Source organism: Campylobacter concisus (genome assembly GCF_002913945.1).
In the GTDB taxonomy this organism is placed as follows: domain Bacteria; phylum Campylobacterota; class Campylobacteria; order Campylobacterales; family Campylobacteraceae; genus Campylobacter_A; species Campylobacter_A concisus_P.
On sequence record NZ_POZK01000028.1, the window covers coordinates 13,537 to 28,045 of the forward strand.

General features: G+C 37.7%; 14 protein-coding genes and 1 tRNA gene. 3 read left to right on the plus strand and 12 right to left on the minus strand.

Going from position 1 to position 14,509, the window contains the following annotated elements; translation table 11 throughout:
* Positions 1-66: 66 nt before the first annotated feature.
* Genes CYP64_RS06215 through CYP64_RS06235 form a run of 5 tightly spaced genes read right to left on the minus strand, consistent with a single transcriptional unit; the run spans position 67 to position 5,988 of the window.
* Positions 67-1,455, minus strand: a complete 1,389-nt coding sequence (locus CYP64_RS06215; RefSeq protein ID WP_054196248.1) for a TRAP transporter large permease — start codon at positions 1,453-1,455, stop codon at positions 67-69.
* Complete coding sequence (locus CYP64_RS06220) at positions 1,455-1,964, minus strand: TRAP transporter small permease subunit (RefSeq protein WP_021090735.1); 510 nt, start codon at positions 1,962-1,964, stop codon at positions 1,455-1,457. Before CYP64_RS06220 ends, CYP64_RS06215 begins: the two co-directional genes overlap by 1 nt.
* A gap of 9 nt (positions 1,965-1,973) precedes the next feature.
* The gene (locus CYP64_RS06225; RefSeq protein WP_021090462.1) at positions 1,974-3,314 is read right to left on the minus strand and encodes a sodium-dependent transporter; all 1,341 of its coding nucleotides are present in this window, start codon (positions 3,312-3,314) and stop codon (positions 1,974-1,976) included.
* A complete protein-coding gene (locus tag CYP64_RS06230; RefSeq protein ID WP_103649093.1) occupies positions 3,314-4,645 on the minus strand; it encodes a sodium-dependent transporter in 1,332 nt (443 codons plus the stop codon). The genes CYP64_RS06225 and CYP64_RS06230 overlap by 1 nt, the downstream gene beginning before the upstream one ends.
* Complete coding sequence (locus CYP64_RS06235) at positions 4,642-5,988, minus strand: sodium-dependent transporter (protein ID WP_103649094.1); 1,347 nt, start codon at positions 5,986-5,988, stop codon at positions 4,642-4,644. The genes CYP64_RS06230 and CYP64_RS06235 overlap by 4 nt, the downstream gene beginning before the upstream one ends.
* Positions 5,989-6,193: 205 nt before the next feature.
* Between CYP64_RS06235 and CYP64_RS06240 the strand changes: the two genes are divergently transcribed.
* From CYP64_RS06240 to CYP64_RS06250, 3 genes are all read left to right on the plus strand, one after another.
* A complete protein-coding gene (locus CYP64_RS06240; protein WP_004317263.1) occupies positions 6,194-6,496 on the plus strand; it encodes a F0F1 ATP synthase subunit C in 303 nt (100 codons plus the stop codon).
* A 48-nt stretch (positions 6,497-6,544) separates the two neighbouring features.
* A tRNA-Leu gene (locus CYP64_RS06245) sits at positions 6,545-6,629 on the plus strand.
* Positions 6,630-6,683: 54 nt separating this feature from the next.
* A complete protein-coding gene (locus CYP64_RS06250; RefSeq protein ID WP_103649095.1) occupies positions 6,684-7,547 on the plus strand; it encodes a VIT1/CCC1 transporter family protein in 864 nt (287 codons plus the stop codon).
* On the opposite strand, the gene ribD is transcribed toward CYP64_RS06250, so the two are convergent.
* Genes ribD through CYP64_RS06285 form a run of 7 tightly spaced genes read right to left on the minus strand, consistent with a single transcriptional unit; the run spans position 7,544 to position 14,495 of the window.
* Positions 7,544-8,605, minus strand: coding sequence for a bifunctional diaminohydroxyphosphoribosylaminopyrimidine deaminase/5-amino-6-(5-phosphoribosylamino)uracil reductase RibD (gene ribD, locus CYP64_RS06255; protein ID WP_103649096.1), 1,062 nt, complete (start codon positions 8,603-8,605; stop codon positions 7,544-7,546). The genes CYP64_RS06250 and ribD overlap by 4 nt on opposite strands.
* 15 nt (positions 8,606-8,620) lie before the next feature.
* Positions 8,621-9,172, minus strand: coding sequence for a hypothetical protein (locus tag CYP64_RS06260; protein WP_103649097.1), 552 nt, complete (start codon positions 9,170-9,172; stop codon positions 8,621-8,623).
* 11 nt (positions 9,173-9,183) lie between these two features.
* A complete protein-coding gene (locus CYP64_RS06265) occupies positions 9,184-10,833 on the minus strand; it encodes a formate--tetrahydrofolate ligase (protein ID WP_103649098.1) in 1,650 nt (549 codons plus the stop codon).
* Position 10,834: 1 nt separating this feature from the next.
* On the minus strand, positions 10,835-11,251 hold the full coding sequence (gene rimP / locus CYP64_RS06270) for a ribosome maturation factor RimP (RefSeq protein WP_103649099.1): 417 nt from the start codon (positions 11,249-11,251) through the stop codon (positions 10,835-10,837).
* A complete protein-coding gene (rbfA, locus tag CYP64_RS06275; RefSeq protein ID WP_103649100.1) occupies positions 11,244-11,609 on the minus strand; it encodes a 30S ribosome-binding factor RbfA in 366 nt (121 codons plus the stop codon). Before rbfA ends, rimP begins: the two co-directional genes overlap by 8 nt.
* Positions 11,606-14,254, minus strand: a complete 2,649-nt coding sequence (gene infB / locus CYP64_RS06280; protein ID WP_103649101.1) for a translation initiation factor IF-2 — start codon at positions 14,252-14,254, stop codon at positions 11,606-11,608. Before infB ends, rbfA begins: the two co-directional genes overlap by 4 nt.
* Positions 14,241-14,495, minus strand: a complete 255-nt coding sequence (locus CYP64_RS06285; protein ID WP_072594698.1) for a hypothetical protein — start codon at positions 14,493-14,495, stop codon at positions 14,241-14,243. The genes infB and CYP64_RS06285 overlap by 14 nt, the downstream gene beginning before the upstream one ends.
* Positions 14,496-14,509 lie beyond the last annotated feature (14 nt).

A 14,509-nucleotide genomic window follows, 5' to 3' on the forward strand; every position in this document is an offset into this window, starting at 1 on the left:
TTGGTTAGAAACTTAAATTAGCCATTTTGCTTGTTTTTTGGTATTTTACAACCAAAAACTTTTATATCATTTAAAAAGTGAGAGCAAGAAGTTTAATAATCCGCCGTGGCTCGCATCAAGCATTGGCTTTAATTCCATTAGAAAGACGCAAAAAAATACAAGTACAGCAAGCTGAATAAAAATATAAGGCACAACACCTTTATAAATAGCAGTCGTTTTTATCTCAGCTGGTGCGACTGATCTTAGGAAAAATAAGCTAAAACCAAATGGTGGTGTTAGGAATGAAGTTTGCAAATTCATCGCAACTAAGATTGCTAGATAAATTGGATTTATACCAAGCTTTGCGGCTATTGGTACCAAGATAGGAAGCACGATATATGAAATTTCAACAAAGTCGATAAAAAAGCCAAGCACAAAGATGACAACCATACTAAAAATGATAAAGCCCCACTTCTCACCTGGCAAATTTGTCATAAATTTTTCAACAATCTCATCGCCACCAGTGTAACTAAATACCATAGAAAAGGCTGTTGCACCAACAAGTATGGCAAAGACTAGAGCTGTAGTTTTTACGCTTTCTGCCAATGCCTCTTTTATCATAGAAAATGAAAATGTCCTATAAAAAATAGCTAAAATAATGGCTCCGACGCAGCCAAAAGCTGAACTTTCAGTTGGTGTAGCGATACCTGCAAATATAGAGCCCAATACGCAAATAACAAGTAAAAGCGGTGGAAAGATAGCGATTAGTGCTCTCATGATCTGCTTAAATTTACTAACACCGCTCTCATCTTTTACTACCGGTGCGGTATCTGGTTTCAAATAAGCAACAATCAAAATATAAATGATATAAACTGCTACAAGTGTAAGTCCTGGGATGATGGCTTGATGAAAAAGCTCACCAACTGGCACTGAAAATATATCACCCAAAATAATCAGCACGATAGAAGGTGGAATGATCTGTCCAAGCGTACCAGCAGCACATATAGTGCCACAACCTAGCGCTTGGTCGTATTTATACTTTAACATAACAGGTAAGCTTATAACGCCCATTGCAACGACACTTGCACCAACAACACCAGTTGAAGCTGCAAGAAGTGCTCCAACCAAGATAGTGCTAATAGCAATGCCTCCGCGAATTTCTCCAAAAAGCATACCCATGCTCTCAAGTAGCCTCTCAGCTAGTTTTGACTTTTGAAGCACGACGCCCATAAATACAAAAAGTGGAACTGCTATAAAAATTCTACTCTCCATGATAGAGAAAATTCTATAAGGCATGAAGTTAAACATATCTTTGAAAACTTCGATACTTCCAAGTAGCCCATCTCCGTCTCCAATACTCTCAACAATACTACCAATCATGCCAAATATCATAGAAACCGCACCAAAGGTAAAGGCTACTGGAAAGCCAATGCCTAGCATCAAAAGCGCAGCTATAAACATTATCAAACCAGCCATTATTCCCCCTTTTTAGCTTTTTTGTAAAGATTAAAATTTCTTATAAAAAAGCCAATCGCAAAAAATACAAGTAGATAAAAAGAAAAAGGAATAAGTGCTTTTATGATCCATCTGTGAGTAAGGCCGCCTGGATCCGCACTAGCTTCAGCTGAAGTATAAGCGTCACTCACAAATTCAAATGATAAATTTGAAACCAGAAGTGCAAATGGAATTACAAAAATAACAGTTCCTATCATATTTACAAGAGCTTTATTTTTTGGTGAAAATTTAGCATAAAAGATATCAACTCTAACGTGCGCATCTTCTTTTAATGCATAGCTCATACCAAGCAAAAATATTACAGCAAAAAAATGCCACTCAAGCTCCTGAAATGCGACGTTTCCATAAGAGAAAAAATATCTTGCCACAACGTTAAAAAAAACATCTATTATCATCAAAGCCATAATAAACATGCAAATATAGCCGACTATATCACCGACCTTATCAAAAAATTTCTCAACTTTTTGCATAAACAACCCTTAAAAAAACAATTTATTTATCATGATGATAAAGACGCAAACTGGCGCTACATATCTTAATAAAAAATACCACGCACTAAATACAAAGTCACTCATATATGGACTAAATAGCACATAAAGTGCTTCTCTCTTCATAAAATATCCAACAAATATCGCTCCACCAATACCACTAATTGGAAGCAGAACATTTGAAGCGGTAAAGTCAAGAAAATCAAAGAAATTTTTACCAAAGAGCATAAATTTGTCGCCAACATTTTCTATATTTGATAAAAGACATAAAAATCCTAAAACAAAAACACCGGCTCCAACTATGCTAAGAGCTTTTATCCTGCTAATGCCATACTCTCTGATCAAGAAAAATACGAACGGCTCTACGATAGAGATAGCTGAAGTAATGCCAGCAAAGATAAGTGCTGCAAAAAATGCCACAGCTAAAATTTGACCTATCACACCAAGCTTAGCAAAGAGCGTTGGAAGCGAGATAAAGACAAGTCCTGGTCCTTGAGACGGCTCTGCGCCAAATTCAAATATAAATGTAAAGATAACAAGACCCATCATAATGGCTAGGACGATGTTTATAAAAACGATACTTAGCGTAGAAGTAGCTAAATTTGTATCATCGCTTAAGCTAGCTGAATATGTAATGATCGCTGCCATACCAAGAGATAGTGTCCAAAAAGCAAGCCCAAGAGCAAGCAAGAGCGAGTTAAATGAAATTTTGCTAAAGTCAGGAACAAGTAAAAACTCAGCCGATTTTGTAAAGCCATTCATCGTCATAGAAAAGATAAGCATGATTAAAACCATGATAAATAGGCTTGGCATCATCCAAACATTTAGCTTTTCAATGCCACTTTTCACTCCTTTTGAAAGGATAAAAAAGCAAGCTACAAATGCTATAACAAAATAAAGTGTCTGCTCGCCAAGACCATGTGTAAGAAGCTCGTTAAATATTACTTTTGAACTTTCTATATCGTTTGGAAGACCGGTAAAAGATAGTGTGAAATACTTAAAGACCCAGCCGATGATAACAATATAATAAGATGAGATTATAGCTGCGGTTACCATAGCTAAAATTCCAACTAGTTGCCATAAATTTTTATTTTTATTCGCTAACTTTCTAAAGGCATTTACACTATCGCTCTCACTAAGTTTGCCAATACTTAGCTCTGCCATAAAGATAGGTATGCCAACTAAAAACGTTATCAAAAGATATAAAATAACAAATGCTGATCCGCCATTTTCACCGACCATATATGGAAATTTCCACGCATTGCCAAGTCCAACAGCTGACCCTGCAACTGCTAAAACATAACCTATTTTAGAAAACTGTTCTTTTGCCATTATGCAATCTCCCTTACTAGCACCACAAAAACTAGAACTGGTGCTACAAACCTTATTAAAAAATACCAAATTTTAAAAACAATCTCACCCATATAAGGCAAGAATAGCTCTTTTAAAAGCTCAAATTTCATAAAGTACCCAACAAAAATGGCAAATATAATGCCACCAAGTGGGAGCATAATGTTTGAGCTAAGATAATCAAGCAAATCAAAAAAGCTCTTACCAAAAAATGTAAGTGATTCTTTAAAATCGCTAATGCCGCTTAACGCACATAAAATTCCCAGAAGATAAACTACGGCACCGACAATAATAATTGATCTATTTCTACTAAATCCCAAGCTTTTATTTAAGAAAAATATAAATGGTTCAACTAGTGAAATAACCGATGTTATACCAGCAAAAAATAAAGATGTAAAAAATGCAAAAGCCAAGAAATTTCCAAGCAAACCAAGCTTTGCAAAAAGCGTTGGAAGCGAGATAAATGCTAACCCTGCGCCCTTTGATGGCTCTGAGCCAAATTCATAGGTGAATGTAAAAACTATAAGCCCTATAATTACGCTAATAATTATATTTGCAAAGACTACATAAAGCGATGAAGTAAATAAATTTGTATCATTGCCTAGACTTGATGAGTAAGTTAAAATGCAGCCAATGCCAATACACATCGTAAAAAAAGCTAACCCAAGAGCATTTAAGATAGCGCCTTGATCTATCTTTGAAAAATCAGGTACTAGTAAAAATTTAGCCGCCTCATCAAATCCATTCATGCCAAAAGAGTAGCCAAGCATAAGCAAAAGTAAAATAAAAAGTGCCGGAATAAGATATACATTTATACGCTCTATTCCACTTTTTATACCTTTTGTAAGTATAAAAAAGTAGGCAAAAAAGGCGATGCTAAAATATAAAATTTGCTCCTCTATGCCCTTTGAAGTAAAATTTACAAAAAGCGCTTCTGAGCTTGCCATATCTTTTGGAAGCTCACCAAGACTTAAGATAACGTATTTTAAAACCCAGCCGATAATGAGCGTATAAAAAGATGCGATGAATAACCCTGTCACCATCACAACACCAGCAAATTTCCAAGAATTTTCACCTTTTGTAGCTAGGCTTTTAAACGCTCCAACCGTATCAAGACGTGAAATTTTGCCCATTGCCATCTCAGCAAAAAATATACTAAGTCCAACAACAAAAGCAAAAAATAGATATATAAGAATAAATGCTGAACCGCCGTTACTACCGACCATATATGGAAATTTCCATGCATTGCCAAGACCAATAGCCGCTCCAATGATGGAAAGAACAAAACCAACTTTACTAAATCTATCCATCATTTACCTGCTATTTGATAGATCATGATGGCGCAAATTGCAATTGGCACGATATATCTTAGAGTGAAGTACCAAATTTCAAAAAATACTTTTCCCATAAATTCGCCAAAGAGTAGATATAGGCTCTCTTTTTTAAGTTTATAGCCAACAAAAAAACTAAAAATTATGGCACCTATTGGCATCATAATATTTGATGTAAGAAAGTCGAGCGCGTCAAATACTGGCTTGCCAAATATACTAAATGTGCTGGCCGTATCAGAATAGTATGAAAATATACAAAAAATTCCCAAAACATAGACAAAAGCGCCTATATAAAGAAGTGCTGCCTTGCGTGAAATTTCAAATTTTCTAACCAAATAATAAGCAAAGGGCTCGATCATCGAAACCGCACTCGTGATACCTGCAAACAAAAGCGATATAAAAAATGCAACCGCCATGACGTTGCCAACGACGCCAAGCTTTGCAAAAAGCGTGACAAGCGAGATAAAGATAAGACCCGGGCCACTTGCCGTGCTATCAGCTCCATAAGCAAATATAAATGTAAAGACCACAAGCCCCATCATAATGCCTATTAATATATTTATAAAAATGATAGAAAGTGTTGATTTTATTAAATTTGTACGCTCTGGTAAATTTGCAGCATATGTTGGTATGACGCCAACGCCCATAGATAGCGAAAAAAACGCAAGTCCAAGAGCTTGTAAAATCACATCTGGCGTGATCGCACTAAAATTTGGTACAAATAAAAATTTAGCCGCTTTCACAAAGCCATCACCCATGCTAAGCGCGTAAAAAAGCATGCAAACCAGCAAAACAAAAAGGCTTGGCATCATCCATATATTTAGCTTTTCTATGCCACTTTTTACGCCTTTTGAAACGGCAAAAAATACCATTAAAAAAACTATGCTAAAGCAAAGTACACTACTAGTTAAGTCATTTGCTAAAAGTGTATTAAACTGCTGGGCTGCTTCTTTAGTATCAGCCAAAAGCGGCGAAAAACTAAGATAGATATACTTTAAAATCCAGCCAATAACTACCATATAAAATGAAGCTATCAAAATCGCACCAATCATGAAAAAGCCAGAGAGTGACCACGCTTTTTTATGCTTTGGAGCAAGTTTATAAATAGAGCTTACGACGTCGCTTTCACCGAGCTTTCCTATACTAAGCTCCGCCAAAAACGCCACAAATGCGATAGCAAATGTAAGGAGCAAATATAAAATTATAAATGCTGAGCCGCCGTTGTTTCCCACCATTGTAGGAAATTTCCAGGCATTGCCAAGACCCACAGCAGAACCAGCCATCGCAAGGACAAAGCCTATTTTTGAAAATTTTTCATTTATCATTGATTGCCTGAGATTAAGAATAAATTAATTTTTTCAAAGATAACATAAAAAAACTTTTATTTTTCTAAGCCAAGAATTTTTTATGGGCAATTTAAATTTTTAGTGTTTTTATTTGAAACAAAGTTTTGTTTTTGTAATATTACGGCTCATAAAGTTTAAGTAGGGGACAGATCCGAAAGAGCTTTAAAATTTTAAAGGAGCAACGATGAAAAAGATCGTGTTTTTAATTCTTGGTCTTGCTGCATTCGCATTTGGCGCTGATGGCGAGATGATCAGATCATATTCAGTTATCGCTGGTGGTATTGGCCTTGGCCTTGCAGCTCTTGGTGGCGCTATTGGTATGGGTAACACAGCTGCTGCGACTATCAGCGGAACAGCTAGAAACCCAGGTGTTGGTAGCAAACTTATGACTACAATGTTTATCGCTCTTGCGATGATCGAAGCACAAGTTATCTACGCACTTGTTATTACGCTTATCGTTCTTTACGCAAACCCAATGCTTGGCTAAGCGTAGAGCTTAAATTTAGCCCCCTCTTTGGGGCTTTTGTTCTTTTTTGCGATCATGGTGGAATTGGTAGACACGCTATCTTGAGGGGGTAGTGCCGCTAGGTGTGCGAGTTCGAGTCTCGCTGATCGCACCATCTAATCTTGCACTTCAAAATCCAAAATCTTACAAAATTTAAAAAGGGGAATTTATGCTAGATAAAAAGCGTGCTTTAAAACAGCTACAAAATGAAGCAGATGATACCGCTATCTATACGTTACTCGAAGCTAGTGAAAAAAATGAAGAAAATAAAAAAATACTTCGTAAATTAATCACTGAGGAAAAACGACATTATGCTTTTTGCCAAAAAATAACAGGTGAGAGCAGAACTGCAAATTTATTCAAAGTCATCTTCTATACGATACTTGTTAAAATTTTTGGTACATCTTTTACTTTAAAATTTATGGAGTCACGTGAAGAAGACGCAGAGCAATTTTATCTTGGTATCGTTGATGAGTATCCTGAAGCTAAAGATATTTATGATGAAGAAGTAAATCACGAAAATAATTTAATCTCTATGCTAAAAGATACAAAATTAGTCAATGCTGGTGGCATTGTTCTTGGTATGAATGACGCATTAGTTGAGCTAACTGGCACACTAAGTGGCATCGCTCTAGCTTTTTCAAATACAAAATCAGTTGGTGCAACGGGCCTTATCATGGGCATTGCAGCTGCACTTTCCATGGCTGGCTCAGCATATCTTGAGTCAAAAGAAAATCCAAGTGACGAGATCAAACCGCTTACCTATTCGCTCTACACAGGCGGTTCATACATCATAACAACGGCGTTTTTGATACTTCCATTTTTTATTTTTTCAAGCAGTCTTTACGCTGTTTTGTCGATGTTTTTCTTTGCGCTAGTTGCCATCATCACTTACAACTTTTACATAAGCGTGGCAAAAGAGCTTAAATTTTTGCCAAGAGTGATTGAGATGTGTGTGATAACTTTTGGTGTTGCGATCATTTCATTTGGTATTGGCTTTTTAGTTAAGCACTATTTTGGCTTAGATATTTAATCCAAAATTTCATACCAAGTGTAGCTGTCGTCTCCAAAATTCCCACTAAATAGTGGCTTTAAATTTAGATCAAAGCTCAAGTTTTTACCATCCTTAAAATTTGAGCTTTGATAGATAAGCAGCCATTTCACGTTTGCTAACTTGCCATCTTTTGCAAGTTTTAAAAACTCACCAGCGCCTTCAAACATACTAAGTCCTTTTAAACTAAGCTCTTTTTGAATGCTAACTTTGCGATCTGGTACGCTAAAAAGTGGCGATGTTTCATCAAATTTATCACTTCTTGAGTAGATTAAGACATCTGGATTTTTGCCACCACTTACTAGCCTGGTATCAAGCTTTGGGCGATCAACTCGCACTGTGTTGCCGCCGATCACTAGTGTATCTATGATGCTTCTTAGTTTATGGACGTGCGTGCGGCTAAGCTCATTTGTGATGATGCCACCACTTGCTACGCCATTTTTACTAATTGCGATTTTTAAAAAGCTAAAGCCACCATTTTGATATGCCAAAAATGGTTCAAGTAGCTTATCGCAGCGCTCTTTTAAAACGCCAAATTTAACTTTTATACCAGCGCTTTTAAGCAAATTACCACCACCGCTTGCGATTTTATTTTCATCGTAGCTGCCTATTATCACCTCAATAAAGCCAAGTTCTTTTAGCAAATTTGCACAAGGTGGCGTTTTACCATGATGCGAGCAAGGCTCTAGCGTAACGTAAGCTTTTGCATTTTTTAGTAAATTTGAGTGGTTATTTAGTATAAATTCGTAGGTAAATTTTGGCTCCAAAAGGCCAAATTCGTCCTCTTTTATATTAGAGTTAAATTTATCGTTATATGCTTTTATAAAATCTTCTTTAAATTTTTCACTTTTTTTGCAAAGTGCAAAAAGTATCGCTGTCGGTTCAGCGTGTAAATATCCAGCCTTTTCATGAGCCTTGCAAGATAAAATTTGACCATTTTCATCAAGGGTAAGGCATCCAACGGCTGGATTTGGGTAGGTCAGGATCTGAAATTTCCAAGCCTCGCTTAAAGCAAGATCCATATAAAATTCGTCGTTCATCTTAGCAGACTATATTTATTTTCCTATATCTTTTATCTCATCAACAAGAGTTTTTGAGATCAAGTCAATATCGGTCGGCTCATCCTCTGCGTCCCACCTAAAAGCAGCAATCTCTGCCAAAACCGCGATCTCTTTAAAATAGCTATATTTCGTTGTAGAAAGTGGTATAGCGTAAGAGACCAAAAGCCTATCAGCGTTATCATAAATTTTCACGCTATAGCGAAAGTGTGGCTTGTTTAACGCCTTGCTACCCCAGTTAAACCATCTTTCATAGTCCATTTGTATTTTTATCTTAAAGCTATTTTCATCCCCTAAAATACCCTGCTCTTTTAGATGTTTGTTTATAAATTCCACAAACTCATCACGAAGTTCGTTTTCATTTTTATAGTTAGTGTTATGCTCGTATCTAGTTGGCTGGTTTGTCAATGTTAGGTTAAAATCGCTAATAATGTATTTAGCCACGCCTTTTTGTATCGGCGTTGGCTCAACATTATATTTATATCTTCCTCCGCATCCAACGAAGAAAATACTTAAAACTATTAAAAAGAGTATTTTTACAAATTTCATATTTTCTAAATTTACGATAAACCGTCGATCTTGCCGTCTGCATCTATCTTCATATTAACAGCAGCTGGCACTTTTGGAAGTCCTGGCATTAGCATGATCTTACCGCAAACTGCGACGATAAAGCCAGCCCCCGTTCTAATGTCAAGGTCTTTTACACTAAAAGTAAAACCCTTTGCTCTACCCAAAAGTTTCGCATCGTCGCTAAATGAGTACTGTGTTTTTGCGATACAAACTGGCAAATGGCTCAAATTTAGCTCTTTTATCATCTCAAGCTTTTTAAGAGCGGCCTCTTCAAAGACTACCTCGCCAGCTCCATAAATTTCCTTAGCAACCTTTTCTATTTTAGTTTTCGTATCGTCACTCATCTCGTATGTGAAATTTATCTTGCTTGGCTTATCGCACGCTTTTAAAACTAGATCGGCAAGCTCAAGCGCACCTTTACCACCTTTTAAGAAATTCTCACAAACTGCCACTTCTACACCAAGCTCACGGCAGTACTCTTTTACAAAATTTATCTCTTCATCTGTGTCAAAGCCAAATTTGTTAAGCGCCACAACTACGTTTTGACCAAATTTACCTTTTAAATTTTCGATATGCCCGTCAAGGTTTTCGATACCTTTTTTAAGAGCGTTCATATCTGGTTTTGTGATCTCGTCTTTGTTTGCTTCGCCATTATATTTTAGCGATCTGATCGTACTTACAAGCACTACAGCGCTTGGCCTAATATCAGCAACCCTGCATTTTATATCTAAAAATTTCTCCGCGCCAAGCTCCGAGCCAAAGCCAGCTTCTGTTATGACGTAGTCAGCTAAATTTAGAGCCGTTTTTGTTGCGATGACAGAGTTGCAGCCGTGTGCGATGTTTGCAAATGGACCACCATGCACGAGTGTAGGTGTGTGCTCTAGTGTTTGAAATAAATTTGGCTTGATCGCATCTTTTAAGAGTATACAAACAGCGTCTTCGCAGCCTAGATCACGCACGTAGATAGGCTTTTTGTCGCTATCATAGGCGACCATGATGTTTGCCACGCGCTCTTTTAGATCTGATAAGCTTGTTGCTAGACAAAGTACAGCCATGATCTCGCTTGCGGCGGTAATATTAAAGCCATCTTCTCTTGGCACGCCGTCCGTTCTGCCACCCTGACCCACAGTGATAAATCTAAGCGCGCGGTCGTTCATATCCATACAGCGCTTCCATAAAATTTTCTCGATTTTTAGCGGGTTTTCTTGATAGAGGCTATTATCTATCATCGCTGAAATAAGGTTATTTGCCGATGTTATAGCATGAAAATCGCCAGTGAAGTGTAAATTTAGATCCTCCATCGGCGCAAGCTGCGAGTAGCCGCCACCTGCTGCTCCACCCTTTATACCAAAAACTGGCCCAAGAGATGGCTCACGAAGTGCTAGGCAAACCTTTTTATTAAGTGAATTTAGTGCGTCGGCTAGACCGATCGACATAGTCGTTTTGCCCTCACCGTATGGGGTTGGGTTAGTAGCGGTAACCAAGATGAGCTTTGAGTTTGATGACTCAAGTCTAGGGGAAATTTTAGCCTTAAATTTTCCGTAAAGCTCGAGCTCGTCTTCGCTTAAGCCTAATCTTGCGGCAACTTTACTGATGTGTTCTAGCTTTGTTTGGTGAGTTATCTCAATGTCGCTTAGCATTTTACCACTCCAAATATGTTTTTGCTTTTTTTATCTCACTGATATTGACCTCAAAAATTCCCTCTTCGTTTTCAACTGCAATGTTCTCTTCATCCGCTTTTACGAGTCTTCCTCTGAATTTATCAGCCTCGGTTTGAACTTTCACAAGCTCACCAACACTCGCTTTAAAATGAGACGGCTTACTAAGTTTTCTTTCAAGCCCAGGCGAGCTAACCTCTAGGTTATAATCCCCACTAATTGGTGGTGTCACGTCAAAAATAGGTGAGAGCATACGGCTTACTTTTTCGCAGTCATCTAGGCTAATTCCGCCATTTTTTGTGATGTAAACTCTAAAAATAGCCCTGCCATTTTCATTTGTGATCTCGCTGTCGTAAAGCTCTACGCCGCATTCGCGCACTAGTTTGTCTAAATTATCCATTTTTGTTTAAATCCTTTGAAATTTTATCAAATAACTTATCCATATGGTTTTGATACTCTAATCTATCGTCAAATTTAAAGTGAAAATTTGGGCATCTATACCAGCCCTCAGCCGCCATACAGTGATTTTGCAAATGCCTACAAACTCGCTTTAAATGCCCCAAAATATACTCTTGTTCACGATCATCAAATGCCATTTTGTCAAGATAAACAAAGGCGTCGTATCTGCCCTTTTTGCACTCGACGTCAGTGACGCAAAGCCCCTTTAAAATACTATCTTCAAGAGTGGCTAGAGCCTCTGGTATGAGCTCTTTTAGCACGCTCTCTGTTCTCATACGCTTTATTTCGTTAGCGTTCATAGAGTAGCTTTCTCCTTAACTTCTTTGAAGCTTTCGATATAGTCATTTTCTCTAATGTCGTTGAAATTCTCTATACCAACGCCACACTCGTAGCCTTTAGCAACCTCTTTGACATCATCTTTGAAGCGTTTGAGCGAACTTACTGAGCCCTCATAAACAACCACACCTTCTCTAATGAGGCGAATTTTTGCACCTCTGTTTATTGTGCCCTCAGTGACGATACATCCAGCAATAGCACCAACTTTTGGTACATGGATCACTTGGCGAACCTGAGCTTGACCAAGCTGCTCTTCTCTGATGATCGGCGACATTAATCCACCCAAAATCGCCTTCACATCGTCGATTAAATTATAAATAACATTATAAGTCTTTATCTCGACACCGCTCTCTTTTGCTTTTTCTTTTATCTCGCCAGTTGGCCTTATGTTAAAGCCAAGAATTACGCAGTCCTCACTCGCACTAGCAAGTGCCACGTCGCTCTGTGTGATGCCACCAACACCTGAGTGGATGACATTTACTCTGATCTCATCATTTGCTAATTTTTCTAGGCTTGCTTTTAGTGCCTCAAGTGAACCACCAACGTCAGCTTTGATGATGACTGGAAGCGTCTTTAACTCACCCTCAGCAATCTTAGCACTAAGCTCGTCAATACTAACTTTTGTACTCTTACTAAGCTCTTTTTGGCGGATATATTCAGCCTTTTTCTGCGCGTATTCACGAGCCTCTTTATCTGTTTTTACACCTATTAGCGTCTCGCCAGCCTCTGCTATCTCGCTTAGACCTACTATCACACCACATTCACCTGGTTTTATATCTTGTAAAGGCTTACCTTGGTCATCAAGCAAGCTTCTTATCTTTCCATATGCAACACCAGCTACGACAGTATCTCCAACATTAAGCGTGCCATTTTCAACGATAATAGTAGCTACTGGACCACGGCCTTTTTGAAGTGAGCTCTCGATGACAGTTGCTTTTGCATTTGCCTTTGGATTTGCTTTTAGTTCTAAAAGGTCAGCTTGTAAAAGTACGATCTCAAGTAGATCATCTATACCCATGCCTGTTTTTGCAGAGATTGGCACAAATTCGTACTTTCCGCCCCACTCTGTTGGCATGATATCAAGCTCGGCAAGACCAGTCTTTACTAGGTCAGGATTTGCCGACTCTTTATCCATTTTATTTATAGCGATGATTATCGGTACGCCAGCGGCTTTTGCGTGGCTAACCGCCTCTTTTGTTTGTGGTTTTACGCCGTCATCTGCCGCAACAACGATGATAACTATATCAGTTACGCCAGCACCCCTTGCACGCATAGCAGTAAACGCTTCGTGACCTGGAGTATCGATAAATGTGATATTTTTGCCGTTTTTGTTTACCATGTAAGCACCGACATGCTGAGTGATACCACCAGCCTCTCCTGCTGCTACGCGTGATTTTCTTATGTAATCAAGCAATGAAGTTTTACCATGATCAACGTGACCCATGATGGTTATGACTGGTGCTCTTGGCTGGAGATTTTCATCGTCTTTTATCTCTTCTTCATAGGCTGCTACGTAGTCAAATTCTTTTTGATCGTCGATGATATTAACCTCTACATTAAACTCATCAGCCAAAATTTCGATCGCATCTTCATCCAAAAAGTCATTTTTTGTTGTCATCATGCCAAGCATGAAAAGCTTACCAATAATCTCGCTTGGCTGTTTGTTTAGCTTTTCAGCAAATTCATAAACACGAATTTCTTTTGGAATATTTATAGATGTCACAGCTTCATTGTTTTGTTTATTTTCAGGCTTTTTGTGTTTTTTTCTAGCTCTTCTTTGAATGCCGCCTTCGCCAAATGAATTTATCGTATTGTTGACTGTAGTTCTCATAACATTTGGCTGTTTTGTCTTTTGTACAGGTGCTGGTGCTGGGGTTTTAAAGCTAAAATCAGGAAGAACAACTACATCTTCATCTTCTAGTACAATGTCACCAAAATCACTTCCGCCAAGCAGATCCATCTTCTGGGCGCTATCCTTTTTGCTTGCAACAACTACTTTTTTATCTTTTTTCTTTTTCTTAGCTAAATTTTCATCACTTGCTGAAAACATACTTTTAAAATCGCTTATATTAGCTATGCTTGGTTCAGGCTTTTTCTCTTCTTTTGTAGCAATTGGCGCTTCATAGTCTTTTTTCTTTTTTACTATCACAAGGCCACGTCTTTTTTGAGTCACATCGGCCAAGCTCTCTTTTGGTCTTGGAGCTTCGACTTGTTTTTGCTCTACTTTGATTTCTTCTTTTTTAGGCTCAATTTTTTGTTTTTCTTCTAAAATTTGTGCCTCTTTCTTAGGCTCAGCTTTTACCGACTTTGACTCAGTTTTAGTAGTAGCTTTTTTAGGTTCACTCTTTTGCTTTTCTTCTTTTTTTACTGACTCTTTTTCTACTTCTTTTTTAGACTCTTTTTTTGGTTTAGGTTCACTCTTTTTCTTTTTAAATTTATCTGGTATCACGCCAGTTTGAACATATTCATATATAGCTTCGGCCTCTTCAAGGCTAACTGCATTTGAGTGAGTTTTGACTTTTAATCCTAACTCTTGAGCTTTTTCTACTATCTCTTTACTTGGATAGCCAAGCTCGTTTGCGATCTCTGAAATCCTAACATTGCTCATTTAAGAGTATCTCCTTTAACTTCGGTGCATCACAAATAAAAGCACCTTTAGTTTGTTTATCAATTATTTTTTTTAAAATTTTTATATCTTTTTGCATACATTTGTCGCACAGATAAAAGCTACGACCATTTCCTTTGCCATGCTCTAAATTCTTACCTACCAAGCGGTATCTTTTTAGCAAGCTCTGAGAAATTTTAATTTTACAAGCGACACATGTCCTTACAGGATTATTTTTGTTCATTATATCTTTTTAAA